Genomic DNA, 20521 nt, shown 5'->3' on the forward strand with positions numbered 1-20521 from the left:
ATTATGGCAGTCCACGAAATTAAACACCCATTAATTTTACACAAAATTGGCTTGATGCGAGCGAAGGGTATTAGTAGTAAAGATTTTCGAGAACTTGCGAGTGAAGTTGGCAACCTTTTGACCTATGAAGCGACTCGGGATCTGCAAACCGAGCAAGCAAGTATTCCTGGTTGGACTGGCGAATCCATCGAGGTGGCCAAAATTAAAGGCAAAAAGATCACTGTTGTACCAATTCTGCGGGCTGGATTAGGAATGTTAGATGGTGTTTTGCAATTAATTCCCAATGCCAAAATAAGCGTCGTAGGATTATATCGCAACGAAGAAACACTGGAGCCTGTCGCGTATTTTGACAAAGTGGTTAAGGATGTTGACTTGCGTACTGCGCTAATTGTTGACCCCATGTTGGCAACTGGAGGCACTTTAATCGCTACCATAGACCTGTTAAAGCAGAAGCAATGTAAAAAAATACTAGGCTTATTTTTGGTCGCCGCGCCAGAAGGCATTGCAGAGGTTGTTAAAAAACATCCAGATGTAGATATATATGTGGCAGCAATTGATGAAAAGTTAGACCACCGAGGTTATATATTGCCAGGGTTGGGAGATGCTGGAGATAAAATATTTGGCACCCGTTGATATTGGCTTCGTTTGTTAGCAGGTATTAATCGCAAATTTCGCTGTTGTAAAGGTCAAGTTATAAAATAGTTGGTTAGCAAGCTATATTGAGTAATAATCAAGTTTTGCTTTTTAGTGTATTTATTCAACATGTTTGGCTAAAACTAGTACAACCTTGGGGCGTTACCAACTTTGCTTGAAAATTCTAAAAATAGCGTTGCATGTTGCGGAAGAAATTTATGTCAGTTGATTAGTTCTGCTTTTATTGCTTGTATTTCAATTCTCTGGGGATTGCATGTTGCAGCAGACCCACTAATTAGTGAACCCAAATTTGTACAATTATCAACCGTACAAGGGTTGTCGCAAGATACAATTAATGACTTACTAATTGATTCCAGCGGCTTCCTTTGGCTAGCCACTCAAGCTGGATTAAATCGATTTGATGGTTATCGAGTGGAACATTTTGACGGCAATGAAATGCAACTGGCTGACATTTCCATCGAAATTATTTTTGAGGATAACAACCAAAATATTTGGGTAGGTACAGGTCGTTCCGGTCTTTTTAAGATCGAGACGAAAACCGGCGAAACCAAACTAGTTGACGATTTTATTGAAGGCAATAGTACTTGGTCGGATAGTGTCACTAGTATCAGCCAATTGGCGAACAACCAAATTATAGTCAGTACTGAACGAAGTGTTTATATTGTTAGCCCTGATCTGGGTAAAGCCTCGTTATTGTATCAATTACCGAAAAACCAGCAGCTCGTTCAATTTAGAATCAATGCCGCGCTATTTTTGACGGATAAATTATTACTGGGGCGCAGTGATGGATTATTCGAGGTAAACTTGGATAGCGGCAAAGAGCGTCAAATAACCTTAGTCGATGAAGCCAACCTCGAACCAATTAACAACTTATTTTTAGCCAGTGATAATGTTGTTTGGATTGGCAGTAAGTTAGGTTTGTTTTGCATTACATTAAACCCCAATAATGGGTTAAACCTGATTGATCACGCATTAACTATTCCTATTTTAGACGTTTATGAGACAAGCTATGGAAGTTTGTATATTGGTTCCGAACGAGGGTTGTTTAGCTTTGACCCTTCATCAGGGCAACTGCAAGATTATCTAAACCCCTCTGATAGTCGCTTCTACATATCATCAGATAGCGTGACCGCAGTTGAAATGGATAGCAAAGGCAACTTGTGGTTAGGCTCTCCATTTGATGGTGCGCTGTATTGGTCGACCCAAAGCACGAAGTTCGAAAACGTGGGTCAAAACAAAGATGATGAAATTCAGTTAAGTAGTAATAGTGTGAAGTCTTTTGCACAATTTAATGATGAAGGTTTGTGGATAGGCACAAGCAACGGTCTTAATTATTATCATCTTAAAGAACATGAATTACGCGGTCACTGGTTTACTGAAGATATTGTCGGCACTAAGCGAGCCAGAATACGCGATATAGAAACCTTTGGTGACAACACCTTATTGTTAAATACCGATGGGGGATTATGGTCTTTTGATACCAAGACCAAAACTTATGCGCTGGCGAACAGTTCTGATTCAAAGGTGGCGCAACTTTTAAGTTCGAGGTTAGGTAGCTTTGCCAAAGATAATAATGGGCGCTACTGGTTTAGTAACTTTGAAAAATTTTATACCTATGATGCACTTACGGGCGTGGTGTCCGAAGTCGAGACCCTGAATAAACAAATTGATGCCAGTGCGTCATATGGCTTTTTAGGCGCTAGCCGGGCCTACAAGGATCTGTTGTGGATAGCTGAAAGGGAAAAATTGTGGGCATACAATACGCAAACCGATAGTTTACAAAGTGTACATGAGTTAGAACGCGCTAACATGGGGCAACCAGTATACCCAGAGAGCGTGGTTGAAGATAATAACGGAACCCTGTGGATTGCCTATCCTGGAGCGGGCTTGGTTGGCTTAGATTCAACAATTTATACGCCGAAATATGGCTTCGACAAGCAGAGTTTACTGCCAAGTAATATGATTTACGGTATTAACCAAGATGAAAATGGTGCCATATGGATGAGCTCCCATGCGGGGTTGTTGAAATTCGATCCCGCAGGGCCTTATCTACAACAATTTGGGATTTCTGAGGGGTTAGATGGAAAAGAATTCAATGGTTTGTCTCATATCGTTTTACAGGATGGACGTTTAGTCTATGGCTCTCAAAAAGGCCTTAGTATTTTTGATCCGGCCTCTTTTAAAACTCAAGATGCGGTGCCGCCCGAAGTCAAAATAACCTCGATCAAACTCAGTTCCAGTACTCTTAATATGCCCTTAGTAAACTTGGACAAAAGGGTGGTGTTACTCGATCATAAAGATGCTGGTTTAACCATAGAGTTTTCTACCCTTGCTTTTGAACATCAAAATACTACCCAATACCAATATAGACTTGATGGAACGGATAGCTATATCTATCCAGCAACAACGGATTCTCAAGTCACTTTTCCTAAACTAGATCCTGGTGAATATGTTTTTTCCGCGATTTCTTTTGACCCTATGACTGGGGTCAAAAGCCCTCCAGCTTCTGTGCATATTTTTGTGAAATATTCACCTTGGTTATCGCCAGCGGCATATACCATCTACATTTTTGTTTTCGTGTCTATGGTGCTGTTTTGGTGGTACAGACGAGATTTACAAAATAAACAGGTGATGTCGGCTCATGCTCAAGCATTGCAGAGTAAAAATCGCTTAACCCTAGCCTTAAGTGCCAGTAACAGTAATGTTTGGGAGTGGCGTTCGGATACCAAGGAGTTTTATGCTCCAAGAATTTCCGAAGAATTAGGTTATAAGTCTGATGATAATGTATTGAGCTTTGACGCACACATGGATCTTATTCATGAAGAAGACAGAGCTGTATTCAAGTCTAACTGGCAGGGCTTTATCAACAAAAACAGTCATGGTTTAGACGTAACCTACCGATTACGTTCTCGAACAGGTGAATGGCTTTGGTATCGTGATGTTGGCAATGAGGTTATCGATGAAACTGGCATGGAAAGAGTTGTTGCTGGTACCTATAGCAATGTGACTGAAACCGTTGCCGACCGAGAAAAGGTTAGATTGTTCGGTGAAGCCTTTAAACATACCCGAGATTGGGTAGTGATTTTTAATACTCAGTTAGTGCCCGTGGCAGTGAATACCGCTTTTTGTGACGCTTTTGGCATAGATGAAGATGGCGATTTAATGCGCCAATTAACGCGTCTGTTTAAATTGAATGCCGACTATCCCCCTCGATTTTGGAAAAAGCTATCTGAATTGAAGGTCACAGGGCATTGGAAAGGTGAAGAGCAGTTAAATATTAATGACGATAAAGTGTTAAATGTGCTCATTAATATGACGTCTATTGCCAGTATGCGAGCACAAGGAGAAATCGATTATTATCTAATGATCATGTCGGATATTAGCGAACAAAAAGAAGCGGAAAGTGAACTACGCCGACTGGCTAACTTCGATGGTTTGACCGATCTTCCCAATCGTACGTTGCTATTAGATAGGATCAAGCATGGTATTGATCATGCTGCTCGACATAAATCTAAAATGGGTGTGTTCTTTATCGATTTAGATCGTTTTAAACAGGTAAACGATAGCTTGGGGCATAAAGCCGGAGATGAACTGCTTAAAGTTGTTGCTCAGCGACTGACCAATCTATTAAGAAAGGACGATACGGTTGCGCGCTTAGGCGGCGATGAATTTGTTGTGATGGTAGAAGAGGTTAAGCACCCAGATCGTTTAAGTATTTTGGCTGAGCAGCTAATTAATATCCTTGAAGCGCCTATACAATTGGGCAACCAAACCGTCAGCGTATCTTCAAGTGTGGGTATTGCTATTTATCCCGGAGATGCCGATACGCCGGAAGAGTTATTAAGAAATGCGGATTTAGCTATGTATCACGCTAAAGAGCAAGGGCGTAGTAACTTTCAATATTTCACTCAACATATGAATGAAAAAGCCAAAGACCGTTTGTTAATGGAGAATCGTCTTAAAAAAGCTCATCAAAGCAAAGCTTTTATCAATTACTACCAACCCATAGTCAATACGAAAACAGGGTTAGTGGGGGGCTTTGAATTATTGATGCGTTGGCCAGATGCCAATGGCATGGTACCTCCTGATCAATTTATCCCTGTTGCTGAAGAGTTAGGGCTAATTGAAAACATGACTTGGGATGCTTTGGAGCGAGCCATGCCGGTGCTAAGTGAATGGCAGAGCAAAGGGCGGGAAGTGTATTTGTCGGTTAATCTCTCAGCACGCCACTTTGAGCGGCAAATCTCAATTGACCACATAGAATTGCTATTAGAACAATACGGTTTACCTGTGTCTAGCTTGAGATTTGAAATTACTGAAAGTGCGCTAATGAGAGACTATGAGCGTGCCTTACATTATATGGATTCAATGCGTCAACGTGGTTTTATTATTGCCCTAGATGATTTTGGTACAGGTTATTCGTCTCTAAAATATCTAAAAGAATTCCCCATCCAAGTTCTTAAAGTGGATAAAAGTTTTGTCGATGATATTGGCAAAAATAAGAGCAACGAAGCGTTAGTATTAACCACTCTGCGGATGGCCGATAGCCTCGGGATGTATTGCGTTGCAGAAGGGATTGAACAACAAGTACAAATTGATTTCTTTAATCAACATGGTTGTAATCATCTGCAAGGTTACTTTTATTCTAAGCCTGTACCAGAAGATCAAACCGCCGCGTTAATTGCTAAAAGTTGGTTGCTATAAGCGAAATTGCTCTGGGAGCTATGTATTTATCTGTTTCCCTAACCGCTAGTCGAAAACAAGTTCTTTGACTACCTATATGACTGCTCATGATTAGTGCCCAGCCAGTGGCTTATAAAGAAGCTTACACTACTCCTACCGAAGCTTGCTTAGCAGCCTGTATAACGGCTAATCAAATACTTGATTCACATGGTTTGCAAAAGGGCTTGCTTTCATAAACCCGGTTACTCTGGCAGAAGACAATTCATTACCCTGCTGGTCAAAAAATAAAATGGTGGGCAATCCCAAAACATCAAAGGCGTTTTGAAATTCAATATTCGTAGCCGTGTTGTCGGTAAGATCTATTTGCATCCACACTGTATCTGCAAGTGCATCCACCACTTGGGGATCTGGAAAGGTGTATTTTTCAAATTCTTTACAGGCTACACACCAGTCGGCGTAGAGATCCACCATCACGGTTTTTCCCTGGGCATTGGCAGCACTAAGTTTTTCCTCAAAATCCTGTAGGTTCTTCACCACTAAAAACTTGGGATGACCACTGGCACTGATGTTGACCGATGAACTTGCAGTAGAATGAAGCCCAGACGGTGACTGGGTGTACTGATGATAACCATATAATGCTGAGCCTATTAGCCCAATAAATATAATTAGACTGCGTATTCCTTTCCACAAGGAAGTGGGACTATTGATATTCATGACATAAAAATAGGTAAAAGCGGTTAGACCAAGTGCAGACCAAACATATTCTATCCAAATGTTACTGACTAAGCGCTCCAAGAAGGTTAGCGCAACCACTAACATCATAAAGCCGAACGCGACTTTTACCACGTTCATCCAATTACCTGCTTTGGGCAGCAATTTACCTCCGGTTACGCCAAATAAGATCAGTGGAATGCCCATGCCGATACTTAACGCATATAATGCAAAGAAGCCCAGAAGTTGATCACCTTGTTCGGCAATGTACAACAAAATCCCCGTTAGTGGTGCTGTGGTACAAGGAGAAGCCACCAAACCTGAAATGATGCCCATAATAAATGCACCAATAAAACTGCCACTTTTCTGTTTGTTACTCAATCCGTTTAATTTTTCTTGCCATTTAGACGGTAATTGCAGCTCGTATGCGCCAAACATAACTAAGGCTAGACAGACAAAAATGACAATTAATCCCCCTAAAATATAAGGGTTCTGCAAATAGGCAGTAAATTGCGCACCCGCAGATGCGATGATTAACCCTAATATTGAGTAGGTAATGGCCATGCCCTGAACAAACATAAAGGACAAACTAAACGCCCTAGAAGTGCGGATTGATTTACCTTGACCAATGACAATACTCGATAGAATGGGGTACATGGGAAACACGCAAGGCGTAAAAGCTAAACCTATACCTAACAGCAAAAACGCAGCTAACTTAAGGATAAGTAACTGCTCACCTTTGAGTAAGTTGGCAAGCTCGAATTGTTGCGAGACTGGAGTTGAATTCGCTTCTTGGTTAGAGTTGTTAGGTTGCTTAGTTTGAACCCCTTGATTGGCTGTTGTGGCGTTTCGTACCTCATCTAGATATACCACCTGAACCGTTGGTGGGTAGCACAATCCTGCGTCTGCACAACCTTGGTATTGCAGTTTCACCACTGCGTCTTTTTCTGAATTCAGTACCTTGTAGTTAATCTCGACTTGATCATAAAACACCGGTTGGGGCTCATCGAAAAATTCATCTTCTTTGATAATGGCCTCAGGGTAAATTGGTTGGCTTATTTCGCCATTTTTTGTGACTGTCTTAAATTGGTTTTTGTATAAGTAGTACCCTTCTGCGATGGTGAAACGCAAATACAGTTGATCACTTTTCTGATCGAAATCGAATTGAAAAGCTTGCTCAACGGGTAAAAATTGCGGTTCATCTGCAAACAGATCATCAAACGCTAGATTGCTTTGCGCCCAAATTGTGGAACAGAATAATACAAATACAGTGAACGATATAAGACGTCTAAAATTCATTTAAGGCTACTTTTTATCCAATTTAAATATGCATCGCTGGCGGACGCATTATCAAGAATTATCCATTGAGGAATATCATAGGGATGCAAACTTAACGTTAACTTAAAGGCATCCTCTACTTTGTTCGACATGGTTTTTATAATTAAGTGCATTTCAGAGTCAGTAACGACTTCCTCTTCCCAATGGTAGAACGATGATATCGGCTGAGATACCTGCACACAAGCAGCGAGCTTTAGGTTTACCAACTCACTTGCTATTTTTTCTGCTTGTTTCTTTGTCGGACAAGTTGTTAATACTATACAAAATTGTGAACTCATTAATATACCTTTTGTACTCTGGCCATAATTGACCCTAATGATAAGAGATATATTTCAAAAGATAGAGATTTGATCTATTCGCACTGTATAGAATTTTATACTTGCTCGAGTGGAAAAGTTTCTTGCTAATTTGCAAAACGGCCCCAGATCACATGTTTAATCAAGGAGTCTATCGTGTTTGGTAAATTGTTTATTTTGTTCGCTATCTTACCCATAGCTGAGATTGCGTTATTAATTAATGTTGGCGAGCAAATTGGTGGGTGGAATACAGTCGCTATTGTTGTTGTGACTGCCTTTATCGGTGCTTATTTTGTGCGACAGCAAGGAATCGCTACCCTAATGCAGGCCCAGTCAAAAATGCAGTCTGGCAATATGCCAGGACAAGAGATGGCTGAAGGTTTATTACTCGTAGTAGCAGGAATTTTATTGGTAACGCCCGGGTTTATTACCGACGCATTAGGTTTTTTATTGGCGCTACCTATTACGCGTCCGTTCATTGCCAAAAGTTTACTTAAGCAAATTTCCGTTAACGTTGTTGCAGGCCAACCTGGTCAAGGGCAGCAAAGTTATTCTCACACCAGTTACACACAAACCACCTATTCAAATCGTGGTAATCAGCAAGATGGCGATATTATAGAAGGAGAGTATGTCGATAAAGATGAGGTTGAGAACCGACCAAAAATCGATTCACCACCAAAACGTGACTAAGTGTACTGACATTATTTGAGTAAAGGCTAGTTTAGTTTTGTTTGGCTTTTACTCCGCCGGTTAAAGCAATGCGCATGGCTTCTTCCACTCCAATATCTAGTTTGCTGATCTGCTCCCTTTTTACATAGAGTGTATATCCCCCTATTTGATAACTCAGTGGGATATACACGCCAATTTTATCGTCATCTTTAAACAATTCAGTTGCAACCTGATCGGCCGTAATAAAGCCAATTAAATGCATGTCGGGTTTAATCTCTACAGAGACTACTGCTTTTGTATTTTCTTTATCGCTAATTTTGAATACGGTTAAAGTATCTCGTATGGCGCCGTAGACGGATTTAATGAGTGGAATTTTTTCCACTTGGCGGTTTGCTGTGGCCACTATCCAGCTAACAAAAAATACATTGACCAATAAACCTGCCAGTAAAATCAATATACAAGCGGTTAATAGGCCCATTCCGGGAAAATAGTATTCTTGCGGTACATAGGGAAACAATAGCGCTTCGGCACCTGACATAAACCAATAAATAAAATATAGGGTCAATGATAAGGGTAAAATAGCGGCTAACCCCTGAAAGGATAAAGACAATAGCTTTTTCATTAATTAACAACTCATGTAGTAACGAAATCCAGGTTATAATGACAGAGCTTCACCCAACTGGCGAGAATATAAGGATGAAAAAATGAAAGCAGGTGTATGCCATATATTGGTCAAAGACAAACAACAAGCCGAAGAATTAAAACGCCAGCTTGCCAAAGGGGCCAATTTTCAACAGCTCGCCAAAAAACATTCCCTATGTCCATCCGCTAAAAAAGGCGGGGATTTGGGAGAAGTGAAACCGGGACAAATGGTAAAGGCGTTCGATAACGTTGTTTTTAAGAAAGCGACGTTAACCATTCACGGCCCAGTGAAGACCCAATTTGGCTTCCATTTAATTAAAACTCTTTACCGCATGTAATCGCCTGAATCCCTTCGCTTTCCATAAAAATAGCAAAAAAACACAAAAATCCTCTTAAAAATAGATTTTTTTTAACATAAACCCTTGAAGTCAGTAAGGCTATCCCCATCTTTGCTCGCAGACACTCATTCGAGTTGAGGTGAAAGCCGCAACTCAAACCCCGATGTTCGGGAACTTTAACTTTAAAATTGGAATTTTCAGGAGATTTGAAAATGGCAATCCGTCCTTTACACGATCGCGTTATCGTTAAACGCCAAGAGCAAGAAAGTAAATCTGCTGGTGGCATCGTGCTAACTGGCTCTGCGGCCGAAAAATCAACTCGTGGCGAAATCGTTGCAGTGGGTAATGGTCGTGTTTTAGATAATGGTGAAGTAAAAGCACTTGACGTTAAAATTGGCGACGTCGTGATTTTTAATGATGGATATGGTGTTAAAACCGAAAAACTAGATGGCGAAGAAGTGCTTATTATGAGCGAAGGCGACATCCTAGCGGTTGTTGAATAACAGCATAATCAATTAGACAGAATTAAGAGGAAATTAAACATGGCAGCTAAAGAAGTACGTTTTTCTGATGACGCTCGCAACAAAATGCTTGCAGGCGTTAACATTCTTGCTAACGCGGTAAAAGTTACTTTAGGACCTAAAGGTCGTAACGTTGTTCTAGACAAATCTTTCGGCTCTCCTACCATCACTAAAGATGGTGTATCTGTTGCTAAAGAAATCGAACTTGAAGACAAGTTTGAAAACATGGGCGCACAGATGGTTAAAGAAGTTGCGTCTAAAGCAAATGACGAAGCGGGTGACGGAACAACAACTGCAACCGTACTAGCACAAGCTATCGTTACTGAAGGCTTGAAATCAGTTGCTGCGGGCATGAACCCAATGGATCTTAAACGCGGTATCGACAAAGCTGTTTTGTCTGCTGTTGAAGAACTTAAAGCGATTTCTACAAAATGTGCTGACAGCAAAGCAATTGCTCAGGTTGGTACTATCTCTGCAAACTCTGATTCAGAAGTTGGCGACCTTATCGCTGAAGCAATGGACAAAGTAGGTAAAGAGGGTGTTATCACTGTAGAAGAAGGTCAAGCACTTCAAAATGAACTTGAAGTTGTTGAAGGTATGCAGTTCGACCGTGGTTACCTTTCTCCTTATTTCATGAACAACCAAGAAAACGGTACTGTTGAGCTAGACAGCCCTTACATTCTTTTGGTTGATAAAAAAGTGGCTAACATCCGCGAATTGTTACCTACACTTGAAAGTGTTGCAAAAGCCTCTAAGCCGCTATTAATTATTGCTGAAGATGTTGAAGGCGAAGCCCTGGCAACTTTGGTTGTAAACAACATGCGCGGTATTGTTAAAGTTGCTGCTGTTAAAGCACCTGGTTTTGGTGACCGCCGTAAAGCAATGCTACAAGACATCGCTACACTAACTGGTGGTACTGTTATCTCTGAAGAGATTGGTCTTGAGCTTGAAAAAGTTCAACTAGAAGATCTAGGTACTGCAAAACGTGTTGTTATCAATAAAGACAACACAGTAGTTGTTGATGGTGCTGGTGATGAAGAAGCGATTAAAGGTCGTTGTACTCAAATCCGTGGTCAAATCGAAGAATCTACTTCAGATTACGATAAAGAAAAACTTCAAGAACGCCTGGCTAAACTAGCTGGTGGTGTAGCCGTTATTAAAGTGGGTGCAGCAACTGAAGTTGAAATGAAAGAGAAAAAAGCACGTGTTGAAGATGCACTTCACGCTACTCGCGCAGCGGTAGAAGAAGGCGTTGTAGCCGGTGGTGGTGTTGCCCTAGTTCGTGCAGCAGCTAAATTTGCTGACCTGACAGGCGACAACGAAGACCAGACTCACGGTATCAAACTAGCACTACGCGCTATGGAAGCTCCTCTACGTCAAATCGCATCTAATGCTGGCGCAGAAGCATCTGTAGTCACTAACGCAGTTAAAAACGGTACTGGAAACTACGGTTACAATGCTGGTAACGATACTTACGGTGACATGCTTGAAATGGGTATCCTAGATCCTACTAAAGTCACTCGTTCAGCTCTACAATTTGCAGCATCAATTGCAAGCTTGATGATCACTACCGAAGCGATGATCGCAGACGCGCCAGCTGACGAAGCTCCTGCTATGCCAGATATGGGCGGCATGGGCGGCGGTATGGGCGGAATGGGCGGCATGATGTAGTCGAAAGACTCGCTTCTGCTCAAAGCTTAGCTCTATGCTATGTACAAATAAAAAACCCGCTTCGGCGGGTTTTTTTATCCCTATTGATACTGCTTAGTATAGCTTTCAATTTGGCCTAAGTAGCCATTCTTTGTCTCGTCATCTAACCAAGCGACCTTGAAGGCGTTTTCTACCATTGTGGTAATCTGAGCTTGACTAAACTGACCTTCTTTTTGTAATTCAAGGAAGTTTTCGTTTAGGTAAGCCCTAAAGTAAGCAGGGTCATCGGAGTTGATCGTCACTAGCATTTCTTTTTCTAACATGCTGTGTATTTCATCAGATGTGAGGGATTGCACCACAAATCGGTTTGAAACTGGACATACTGTCAGTCCTAACTCTTTGTCTTTTATAAGCTGACACAGCTCGTCACTTTCTAGGGAATTAATACCATGATCAATGCGATCAACTTCAATGGTATTTAAACACTGCTCTATATGTGTTTGGGTGTTAAGTTGATTGACATCACAATGCATGGTTAATTTTAAGCCCATTGTTTTGGCTTTAGCAAACACCTCTGCAAACTTGATCGGCGGGTTATTTCTTTCATCAGAATCAAGACCCACTCCCACTAGCCAGTCTAAATAGGGTTCAGCTAAGGTTAGATGTTGCATAGCCGACTCTGCACTCATGTCTCGCAAAAAACATAAAATCAGCTGACTTTTAATGCCTAAGTTTTTTTCAGCGTCAAGCTGTGCTTTGTGAATGCCGGTGATGACTGTCTCAAAGTCAACCCCTCGGGTTGTGTGAGCTTGAGGGTCAAAGAATAGTTCTGCATACACAATTTCTTGGCTACGGGCTTTGCTTAAATAAGCATAAGTTAATTGATAAAAGTCGTCTTCGTCTATCAGTACGCTCATGCCGGCATAATAAATGGATAAAAACGAGGGTAAATCATGAAAATCATAAGCAGCGACCAGCGCTTCAGGCGTATCGTACGCTAAGGTTACGCTATTTTTCTTAGCTAAGCTAAAACTCAACTCTGGTTCAAGGGTGCCTTCAAGGTGGACGTGTAACTCTGCTTTAGGGATGTTTTCAATAAAAGTCTGCATAATAACTTACTCAACATTTGTTTGTGTTTGCGTATGTTCGTGTAGTTAAGCAAATTTAATACCTGTAGCTCACACCTTATTTTAATGGCTATGCTTAAAACTAAAACACAAATTGCACTGAAAACTCGGTTGCAAAGAACTTTTAGCCCCTCAGTCGCACTTATTCAGTGCAGCTAATTCTCAGTACAAGTAATTCACTGTGTAAGCTAGCCTCAATCCAGATAGTTTCTTAGAAGGTTGTTTACTGCTTACGACTCAAGGTTTACGCCTCTAGTTCCGTCATTGTTATTACGGGTTATTTTAAGTGCCGTCCGCCGTCGAGATGAATGGTGCGGCCGGTAATGTAATGACTTGCCATTAACCATTCTACTGTGTTTAGCACTTCCTGGAATGAGCCTTCGGTTTGTAGCAAAGACTTATTCCGTGCCTTTATTTTGTAACTTTCGTCGTCGTGCTCGTTAAATGCTAACAAGGCTGGAGCAATGGAGTTTACTTTGATATGAGGGCTATAACGCTGGGCAAAAGACAAGGTTAAGTTTTCCAACGCCGCTTTACTGGCGGCATAAGCCATGTGTTTTTTACTACCTTTAAAGGCAACATAATCACTAATGTGAATAATATCACTGTATTGTACTTGCGGCTGGTCAGCGGCTCCCGACTTACTAGCCCTAAATTGTTGTTTAAAGGCTAAATTAAGCAAGTAAGGCACTTCAGCATGAATAGTCATCATGTTCGAAAAAATAGCATGATAGTCAGCAAATGCTAAATCATCTTTATCATCGTGCCAATCAGATGCATTGTGAATTAAGCAGTCGATAGCAGCATGCTTGCTCTTCACAGAGTCAATAAACTGCTGGATCTGCTGTTGCTGGTAAAAGTCTACTTGATAGAGTTCAGCCCCCTTTGCCTGCAAAATATCGATAGACGCTCGGGGGGTCCGATAGGTACCTATAACCTTATATTTTTTGGCTAAAAAGTACTCGGCTAAGCACAACCCAAGGCGCTGACCCACGCCTGTTATTATAACGGTTAGCATTTACCTTAAGAACTCTTGCCGAGTAATGGCATTATCTTTAAAACTGCCACCTAAGGCCGTGGTGGAGGTATGAGAATTAGCATCCATTACCCCACGAGACTTTACACAATAATGGGTAGCATCAATTGAAACTGCTACATTTTCGGTATTCAGTAGAGTTTGCAATGCCACTAAAATTTGCTGGGTTAAGCGTTCTTGTACTTGTGGGCGTTGAGCAAAGAACCGCACTATGCGGTTTATTTTGGATAAACCAATAATGCTATCGTTAGGGATATAGGCTACGCGAGCTGTACCATCTATTGTGACAAAGTGGTGTTCACAGGTACTGATCAGACTGATGTTGTCTACTTTGACCATTTCATCCACATGCATTTTATTTTCGATGGCGGTAACTTTAGGGAAAGACTTGTAATCCAGGCCAGAAAATATCTCGTTAACATACATTTTAGCGAGGCGATGGGGCGTTTCGCACAGGCTATCATCGTTTAAATCTAAACCAAGTGTACTGACTATATCGGTAAAGCTGGCTTTAATTTTGGCGTATTTTTGCTGATCACTTAGCTGATTATCGAGCATAGGGGTTTCTAAACCACGCTTAATCAGCGCATTTCTAACCATTAATGCTTCTTGGCTAATGGGTTGAGACGACTTATTTTCACTGGCGATACTCAAAGTGGCAGATTGTGATGACATAATTATTTCTCCTGAGTAAAGTTGTTGTGATAGTCGAGTGATAGAGATACCGAATCGGCAAAGCGCAGGGCATGAGGCTTGTCTATTTTGACTTTCGCATACACAACATCTTGATGCTGACTACAAATTCTAAGCACATCGGCCACTAACTTTTCTAGCAACAAAAACCTTCCAGATTCAACATGCTTGATAATAGCTTTGGTGATGGTTTTGTAATTCAGGGCATCGGATACCTGATCTTCTAAACACCCGCTGCTAAGGGGGTAGTGGATTTGAGCATTAATCACTATGTCTTGTTGTTTGTTTTTTTCGTCGTCATTGAAGCCAATAAAAGTTCTGAGCCTTAAATTGGTGATCTCGATGATAGCATTCATCTTTGTAACAGTTTGTTTTGACAACTGACTAACAGAGTTATTGTCTAAAGCGAAAGCAGGAGCATTCATTAAGCATCTCTACACTATGTTGATATTAGTCAGTTGTACGCCTTATGTGTTGTTTTGGTTCAAATAAAAAGCTCTAACAGCATGTTAGGCATGAAGCAGTCAAAGCCACTATCAAAGTTGGTCAGCAATGACTCCGTGAAAAAAGGCCATGGAGATGGCCTTCTTACATGAATGATTAAATCTTATTTCTGGTTTTGCTTGAAACGAATAGCGAATAGGTCAAGGTCCAATATGGTCAATGTTGCTTCCCTTCGCTCTCAGTGCGAAGCAAACATATCCCTAACCAGGAAAACCAGACTATTTGACCTACACCAAAAATTTCCTTGAACACATCTGCTGGATAGATGGTGAAGACCCCAACCAGACCGACAATTGCACCAATATAGTTGAGTCCATGTGGCAAGCATTTAGCTTTTATGGCGATGATAGATATAAGAATCATCCATATTGCGCCGACTATTTCAATGCCGCCGCCAAGAGATTCTTGAACAACACTTACTGAAAGCCATACGGCTCGAGCCTGCTCAGGCTCTGTAACGGAAAGGCCAATAACTGTCTGTAACCCTATGTTTGCCACCATTCCTGCGGCAATAATAATACCGACCCAGATAAGTCCAAATATGCTTGCCGTTTGCGTCAATGTTTGCGAATGTACCTTTAGTCTGGCGTGAAGTGATTGAACAACCACCACCAATAAGATGCCAAACAATATATATCCGATGAAATTCATCAATGATAAAGGCAGCTGGTTTTGAGACAAGTAAATGAGCTTTTCTTCAACAGTTGAATTACTCGGATAACTAAAATAAGCCCCATAAAATACAAACATTATTATATATATTAGTGCTTCTCCCAATGCCGCGATGCCGCCACTTTTTTGCATTCTACTCATTAATGTTCTCCCTATTGATTAATATTAAATTTATTAGCCAGATAAAACTGGTGCGTCGTTAAATTCAAGTGAGCGGGCAAAGGTTTAATATATGCCACTAAAGCGAAGTCCAAGCAATGTGTAATAGAAAACGCTATCTACAAGTTTGCATTGTGTTCTACCCTTGGCAGGCTTTTTATATGCTCTGTTACCAACTAGTTAAGAATATGAGAATTATGTAGAATGCCTTAAGTAATGTCGTCCGAGCTTGTTGTCTCGGACTATCTATACGCTTTATCCTATAGGGGCGGACGTTTGTATAATGCTTGGAAACCCTCGTACTTTCTGATTTGCATGGTGATCGAGGTTTTATTGTGATAGAGAATTCAGTGTTACTCGCACTTAATGTTTCCTCCTTAATAGTCATTGCTTTTAGTGCGAATTTACTGGTTTTACGCTCTTTTGAACGGCAAACATATTTACCATTAGCTATCTGTTTTATCGCCATTGCGGTGATAATGTGCCAGCCAACCTTAGCTGTTTTTTTCCCAGCGTTACAAAACGCATTGCTGATCCTTGCGCTGCCTGCAATGTTGCTTATCAGTCCTTGTTTTTGGTTTTATGTTCAAGGACTCACTTCTGAAAAACCATGGCGTTTTAGCCGAAAATCATTACCTCATTTTATGCCCGCAGCCTTGGGCATGTTGATTGCGCTACTGACAATAATAATACCTGCCGACATTATTAGTGCCTTATTAGTTGAAGGAGATGATAGTGTTCTTACCCGCTCTCCCATCCTATTGCGCTACTTAATCTACGGAATGCTTATTATCACTTTTATCTTAATACTGGGCTGGGTATTACAATCGGGGTTTTACTTTTACAAAATTATTCAAAGGCTTAATACATATCGTCAGCACTTAAAAGACTTGTTTGCTAGTACCGAGTCGAAAGAAATTAAATGGCTAAGCTGGTTATTATTTGCGGTAGGGACAGTTTGGGTAACTGCGGCGGTTTATATTGTGCTAGATAATCTATTTTACTCCATTAAGATCGATCCTGTTTGGGCGAATGCAGTAATATTCGTGATGCTCTGGAGTGTCGCAATTTGGGGGCTTAGACAAAAACCAGGCTTTGAAGAGCTGTATGAAAGCAAAGATGATATTAGAGAAGTGCTTGAACAAGAAAATAACCAGCAGCGTAAATATCAACGTTCAGCATTAGATGAGCAACAATCCACACTGATTGCAGCAAAAATAGAAAAAGCAATGCATGAAGACAAAATCTATTTAGATGCATCATTGTCCATGCAAAAGCTGGCCAAGCATATTTTTACGTCACCTAATTACATTTCACAAACACTGAATGAAACACTGGGAATGAATTTTTTTGATTATGTAAACAAGTACCGTGTAGATGCCGCTAAACGCATGTTAGAACAAAGTAATGATACCGTGTTAGATATTGCTATGTGTGTCGGCTTTAACGCGAAATCGTCTTTCTATACTGCATTTAAAAAAGAAACCGAACAAACGCCAAGCCAATACCGAAAACAAGTTAAGTTAAATAAGGTACAGGCTTGATCACATTAAAAAGTGGTAACTGCGCCCATCAAACCAATAAAATTTACATTGGTCGTATACATGAATGTAAACAGTGATACGAGGCAGCAAAGAAACTAATACAAAGGCGTTAGATTAAATCCCAGTGCTTTTTTATTTTCAGTAATATCAGTAAGTTAGCAGTTTAGCGTGGTATTCAAAGGGATAGGGTTTTGATGTGTGAGGCACCCCGTTAATGTGCTGAATAGGTGGTTGTAAGGCGCAAATTAGTGGCGGTTGAATATTTCAGGCTTATCGTTTACTTTGTATATAAAATAAACACTTGTTAGCTTTGCCGATCGACAACATTTTTATAGTTTGGCAAGTAGAACCATGCGCCGCATTTTAGTTGATCACGCCCGTAGCATTAGTCGCTTAAAACGCGGTGCCAATGGTATGAAAGTTACCCTCAATACCGAGCTATTAAGTAACAAACAGGATGTTTCGCAATTTCTTTCCTTAAATTCAGCCCTTGAAAAGCTAGTGAAGCTGGATAATCGAAAAGCCAAGATGCTTGAATTAGAAACATTTGTTGGTTTAAACATTAAACAAATTGCAGAGATATACGCACTCTCTGTGAGAACGGTAGAGCGGGAATTGAAGTTCTCAAAGGCATGGATTTATAAAGAGATGGCCTAAACGGCTAAATAACCCTAAAACAGATTCAGCCTCACTACAATTTTCACAACACATTGCATTCCATTCAATGGTTTTTGCAATTCTTGCACACTTTAAGTCTCAACTTCTCCTGCCAAGTAACGGTAATTGAATAATATTTATCAAAAACAGTGGTTTAGGTGGTTGGTAAGTATCTTGCACCTATTTCTATTGAACAAGTTTGAATGTGCAAAATCTGTTTGAAATCAATCAGACAAGCAAACAACTTAAGTTAATTGGGCGTCAAAACTAACGCGCCGTAAATTAAATGGAGATAATCAATGAAAAACAACAAGCTTTTAGCAGGAGAAAAATTTCCGAAAATACAAATTAGCGACTCGAAGGGCAATCTCGCCAACCTTTCTGAGGCGGCTCACAGTGCTAGTGCCACTGACAGATGGTCATTAGTCGTCGCTTATCGTGGCTATCACTGCCCTATCTGTTTGAAGTATTTGAATAAGATGACCGAATACACTGAAAAACTAAACAATTTGAAAATTGACATTGTTGCCATTTCAGCAGACACACCAGAACAATTAAATAAAATGATTGATAAAGGTTTAGACACTAACTTTCCTGTACTCACGGGCTTAACCCTAACGCAAATGAACGCCTTAGGATTATATATTTCCGACCCCATGAGTGATTCTGAAACCGACCACCCATTCCCTGAACCCGGTTTGTTTCTAGTAAACCCTGAAGGTGACACTGTCATGATCGAAATTGCCAATGCACCTTTCATTCGCCCGGATCTTGAACAACTAGTGAATGGAATTGAGTTTGCTTTCGAAAATGACTACCCAGTCCGTGGTACTCACCAAAACTAGCGTTTAGCTATCTGGCTTTTGATCTGGTCGGCAATTACAAGTTGCCGACCTCCTATAAATCCTATTCACTTTCCCCTTTTTAAGCAGTTAAACTCTACTTAAACCAATCCATTTCCCCAAACAATTCCATTGATATGGGGGGCAACGTTAACGGCTATTGCTGTAACTAATAATGAAAACTTACCACACACACATAAAAAAAGAGTCGATGTTACATCGACTCTTTGCGGATAATTAAACGGGTAAATGCAGAGGCTTATATTCAGTTAGCCATGTTCTATTCTTGATTAATCATAACGGATTTAATATTTACAAATTCAGTTATACCAAAGCCACCATGTTCTCTGCCATAACCACTGGATTTCACGCCTCCAAAGGGTAAATTAGGCTGTGCTAAACCGTAGCCATTAATATTTACCATTCCGGTATCAAACTCTTCAATGGCCATTTTCACTGCTTTTTCTTCATCTGCTGAAAAAATGCCACCACCTAATCCATATCTGGAATCATTTGCTACCTTTATTGCTTCTTCATTGTCTTTAACTTTTATCAGCGCAGCCACGGGTCCGAATAGTTCGTCGTCGTATGCGGGCATACCTGATTGCACATTTTCAAGAACTGATGGCGGGTAAAAATAGCCTGTTTTATCTGGAATTTCACAACCCACAAGCGCCACCGCTCCTTTATCAATAGACTCTTTGACTTGCTCATGTAACTCGTCACGTAAGTCTTCTCTGGCCATGGGACCTAAATCCGTATCTTGGTTGTTGGGATCACCCATTTTCATACTTTCGATTTGCGCCACAAAGGCTTCCTTGAATTCATCATATTTTGCTGCGGTGACGACAAATCGCTTGGCTGCCACACAGGTTTCACCGTTATTAATCATGCGACCTTTTACGCAAGCCTCTACAGCGGTTTTAATATTGGCGTCATCAAGGACGATAAACGCATCGTTGCTACCTAATTCTAGAACCGTTTTCTTTGCGTATTTTCCTGCTGTCTCAGCAACTTTTTTACCTACGCTGTCACTGCCTGTAAAGGTTACGCCACGTATTTTGTTGTGAGAAATTAGTTCGGTTGCAGTTGAGCCTTTGATGAGTAATGACTGGTATACGTGTTCAGGGAATCCTGCTTGTTCGAACATTTCTTGTAGTTTAACGGCCATACCAAACACATTGGAAGCGTGCTTCATTACGGTTGTGTTGCCGGCCATAATGTTGGTGATACTGTATCTAATTACTTGATAAAGTGGGAAATTCCAGGGCTGAATACCTAAAATAACCCCAATAGGTTGATAGCTGATGATTGCTTTACCACCGTCTATTTCCCGTTCTTCGTCATCAAGTGCCTTTATGGCTTCTGTTGCTGTGTATTCACAAATGCCTGCACAAAGTTCTATTTCTTGTGCGCCTTGGGCTTTCACTTTTCCCATTTCTGAGATCATTAACTTGAGTATTTCAGATTTATTTTCACGAATGATGGAGGCTAAATTTAATACCAACTCGGCACGTTTATCTTTAGGCATCTTCCTCCACGATAAAAATGCTTGGTGACTTTTGTCTACAGCAACATTTGCTTCTTCTAAGTTCAAAAGTTGGAACTCGTCAACTACCTGTTCTGTATAGGGATTGATCGTTTTTACGGTGTTCGACATGATATTTCCTCTTTTTAGTTCAACGGAACAAGAGGTGCAAAACCTTTACCAACTTGGCTAAATTGTTAAGTCGTTGAAATGTATTGATAATTTCTATTTTCTTGTCTAGGCTCTGTGAATTAGGT

General features: G+C 40.7%; 17 protein-coding genes and 1 pseudogene. 9 read left to right on the forward strand and 9 right to left on the reverse strand.

Annotated elements, in window-relative coordinates:
• Positions 1–3 precede the first annotated feature (3 nt).
• Together upp and Q4574_RS17975 are read left to right on the forward strand one after the other, a co-directional pair.
• Positions 4–633, forward strand: coding sequence for a uracil phosphoribosyltransferase (gene upp / locus Q4574_RS17970; protein WP_303476146.1), 630 nt, complete (start codon positions 4–6; stop codon positions 631–633).
• Between the two features lie 225 nt (positions 634–858).
• Positions 859–5358 carry an EAL domain-containing protein gene (locus Q4574_RS17975; protein ID WP_303476147.1) on the forward strand — a complete coding sequence of 1500 codons (4500 nt, stop codon included), beginning with the start codon at positions 859–861 and terminating at the stop codon, positions 5356–5358.
• 165 nt (positions 5359–5523) lie between these two features.
• On the opposite strand, the gene Q4574_RS17980 is transcribed toward Q4574_RS17975, so the two are convergent.
• Both Q4574_RS17980 and cutA read right to left on the reverse strand, forming a co-directional pair.
• Positions 5524–7347 carry a protein-disulfide reductase DsbD gene (locus tag Q4574_RS17980; RefSeq protein ID WP_303476149.1) on the reverse strand — a complete coding sequence of 608 codons (1824 nt, stop codon included), beginning with the start codon at positions 7345–7347 and terminating at the stop codon, positions 5524–5526.
• On the reverse strand, positions 7344–7664 hold the full coding sequence (cutA, locus tag Q4574_RS17985) for a divalent-cation tolerance protein CutA (RefSeq protein ID WP_303476150.1): 321 nt from the start codon (positions 7662–7664) through the stop codon (positions 7344–7346). Before cutA ends, Q4574_RS17980 begins: the two co-directional genes overlap by 4 nt.
• A gap of 174 nt (positions 7665–7838) precedes the next feature.
• Here cutA and Q4574_RS17990 point away from each other — a divergent pair, with 174 nt between their 5' ends.
• Positions 7839–8372: an FxsA family protein gene (locus Q4574_RS17990; protein WP_303476153.1), complete on the forward strand. Its 534-nt coding sequence runs from the start codon at positions 7839–7841 to the stop codon at positions 8370–8372.
• A 31-nt stretch (positions 8373–8403) separates the two neighbouring features.
• Here Q4574_RS17990 and Q4574_RS17995 read toward each other — a convergent pair whose 3' ends face one another.
• Positions 8404–8973 (reverse strand): DUF502 domain-containing protein, encoded by a 570-nt coding sequence (locus tag Q4574_RS17995; protein ID WP_303476156.1) that lies wholly within the window; start codon positions 8971–8973, stop codon positions 8404–8406.
• An 82-nt stretch (positions 8974–9055) separates the two neighbouring features.
• Between Q4574_RS17995 and Q4574_RS18000 the strand changes: the two genes are divergently transcribed.
• From Q4574_RS18000 to groL, 3 genes are all read left to right on the forward strand, one after another.
• Positions 9056–9331, forward strand: a complete 276-nt coding sequence (locus Q4574_RS18000; protein WP_303476158.1) for a peptidylprolyl isomerase — start codon at positions 9056–9058, stop codon at positions 9329–9331.
• Between the two features lie 212 nt (positions 9332–9543).
• Positions 9544–9834, forward strand: a complete 291-nt coding sequence (locus tag Q4574_RS18005) for a co-chaperone GroES (RefSeq protein WP_143834662.1) — start codon at positions 9544–9546, stop codon at positions 9832–9834.
• A 39-nt stretch (positions 9835–9873) separates the two neighbouring features.
• Positions 9874–11523, forward strand: coding sequence for a chaperonin GroEL (gene groL / locus Q4574_RS18010; RefSeq protein WP_303476164.1), 1650 nt, complete (start codon positions 9874–9876; stop codon positions 11521–11523).
• Between the two features lie 80 nt (positions 11524–11603).
• On the opposite strand, the gene add is transcribed toward groL, so the two are convergent.
• From add to Q4574_RS18035, 5 genes are all read right to left on the reverse strand, one after another.
• A complete protein-coding gene (gene add / locus Q4574_RS18015; protein ID WP_303476167.1) occupies positions 11604–12611 on the reverse strand; it encodes an adenosine deaminase in 1008 nt (335 codons plus the stop codon).
• A 295-nt stretch (positions 12612–12906) separates the two neighbouring features.
• Positions 12907–13647 (reverse strand): dihydromonapterin reductase, encoded by a 741-nt coding sequence (gene folM / locus Q4574_RS18020; RefSeq protein ID WP_303476170.1) that lies wholly within the window; start codon positions 13645–13647, stop codon positions 12907–12909.
• Complete coding sequence (gene folE / locus Q4574_RS18025; protein ID WP_303476172.1) at positions 13648–14340, reverse strand: GTP cyclohydrolase I FolE; 693 nt, start codon at positions 14338–14340, stop codon at positions 13648–13650.
• Between the two features lie 2 nt (positions 14341–14342).
• Positions 14343–14714, reverse strand: a complete 372-nt coding sequence (folX, locus tag Q4574_RS18030) for a dihydroneopterin triphosphate 2'-epimerase (protein ID WP_303476311.1) — start codon at positions 14712–14714, stop codon at positions 14343–14345.
• Between the two features lie 304 nt (positions 14715–15018).
• Positions 15019–15675, reverse strand: coding sequence for a DUF4386 family protein (locus tag Q4574_RS18035; protein WP_303476174.1), 657 nt, complete (start codon positions 15673–15675; stop codon positions 15019–15021).
• Positions 15676–16028: 353 nt separating this feature from the next.
• Between Q4574_RS18035 and Q4574_RS18040 the strand changes: the two genes are divergently transcribed.
• The 3 genes and pseudogenes from Q4574_RS18040 to Q4574_RS18050 all read left to right on the forward strand — a co-directional run bounded on the left by Q4574_RS18040 (position 16029) and on the right by Q4574_RS18050 (position 18739).
• A complete protein-coding gene (locus Q4574_RS18040) occupies positions 16029–17237 on the forward strand; it encodes an AraC family transcriptional regulator (protein WP_303476176.1) in 1209 nt (402 codons plus the stop codon).
• Positions 17238–17552: 315 nt separating this feature from the next.
• Positions 17553–17894 (forward strand): annotated as a pseudogene (locus tag Q4574_RS18045) (ECF-type sigma factor); the annotation flags it as partial.
• A gap of 299 nt (positions 17895–18193) precedes the next feature.
• The gene (locus Q4574_RS18050; protein WP_303476178.1) at positions 18194–18739 is read left to right on the forward strand and encodes a redoxin domain-containing protein; all 546 of its coding nucleotides are present in this window, start codon (positions 18194–18196) and stop codon (positions 18737–18739) included.
• A 277-nt stretch (positions 18740–19016) separates the two neighbouring features.
• Here Q4574_RS18050 and Q4574_RS18055 read toward each other — a convergent pair whose 3' ends face one another.
• Complete coding sequence (locus Q4574_RS18055) at positions 19017–20396, reverse strand: NAD-dependent succinate-semialdehyde dehydrogenase (RefSeq protein WP_303476179.1); 1380 nt, start codon at positions 20394–20396, stop codon at positions 19017–19019.
• Positions 20397–20521 lie beyond the last annotated feature (125 nt).

The sequence above is a fragment of the Aliiglaciecola sp. 3_MG-2023 genome, assembly GCF_030548205.1.
In the GTDB taxonomy this organism is placed as follows: domain Bacteria; phylum Pseudomonadota; class Gammaproteobacteria; order Enterobacterales; family Alteromonadaceae; genus Aliiglaciecola.

Excerpts from the sequence above, each read along its gene's own strand:
- folM (WP_303476170.1), bottom strand. The coding sequence starts at position 13,647 with ATGCTAACCGTTATAATAACAGGCGTGGGTCAGCGCCTTGGGTTGTGC.
- add (WP_303476167.1), bottom strand. The coding sequence starts at position 12,611 with ATGCAGACTTTTATTGAAAACATCCCTAAAGCAGAGTTACACGTCCAC.
- folE (WP_303476172.1), bottom strand. The coding sequence starts at position 14,340 with ATGTCATCACAATCTGCCACTTTGAGTATCGCCAGTGAAAATAAGTCG.
- Q4574_RS17995 (WP_303476156.1), bottom strand. The coding sequence starts at position 8,973 with ATGAAAAAGCTATTGTCTTTATCCTTTCAGGGGTTAGCCGCTATTTTA.
- Q4574_RS18000 (WP_303476158.1), top strand. The coding sequence starts at position 9,056 with ATGAAAGCAGGTGTATGCCATATATTGGTCAAAGACAAACAACAAGCC.
- groL (WP_303476164.1), top strand. The coding sequence starts at position 9,874 with ATGGCAGCTAAAGAAGTACGTTTTTCTGATGACGCTCGCAACAAAATG.
- Q4574_RS18050 (WP_303476178.1), top strand. The coding sequence starts at position 18,194 with ATGAAAAACAACAAGCTTTTAGCAGGAGAAAAATTTCCGAAAATACAA.
- cutA (WP_303476150.1), bottom strand. The coding sequence starts at position 7,664 with ATGAGTTCACAATTTTGTATAGTATTAACAACTTGTCCGACAAAGAAA.
- Q4574_RS17980 (WP_303476149.1), bottom strand. The coding sequence starts at position 7,347 with ATGAATTTTAGACGTCTTATATCGTTCACTGTATTTGTATTATTCTGT.
- folX (WP_303476311.1), bottom strand. The coding sequence starts at position 14,714 with ATGAATGCTATCATCGAGATCACCAATTTAAGGCTCAGAACTTTTATT.
- upp (WP_303476146.1), top strand. The coding sequence starts at position 4 with ATGGCAGTCCACGAAATTAAACACCCATTAATTTTACACAAAATTGGC.
- Q4574_RS18005 (WP_143834662.1), top strand. The coding sequence starts at position 9,544 with ATGGCAATCCGTCCTTTACACGATCGCGTTATCGTTAAACGCCAAGAG.
- Q4574_RS18055 (WP_303476179.1), bottom strand. The coding sequence starts at position 20,396 with ATGTCGAACACCGTAAAAACGATCAATCCCTATACAGAACAGGTAGTT.
- Q4574_RS18035 (WP_303476174.1), bottom strand. The coding sequence starts at position 15,675 with ATGAGTAGAATGCAAAAAAGTGGCGGCATCGCGGCATTGGGAGAAGCA.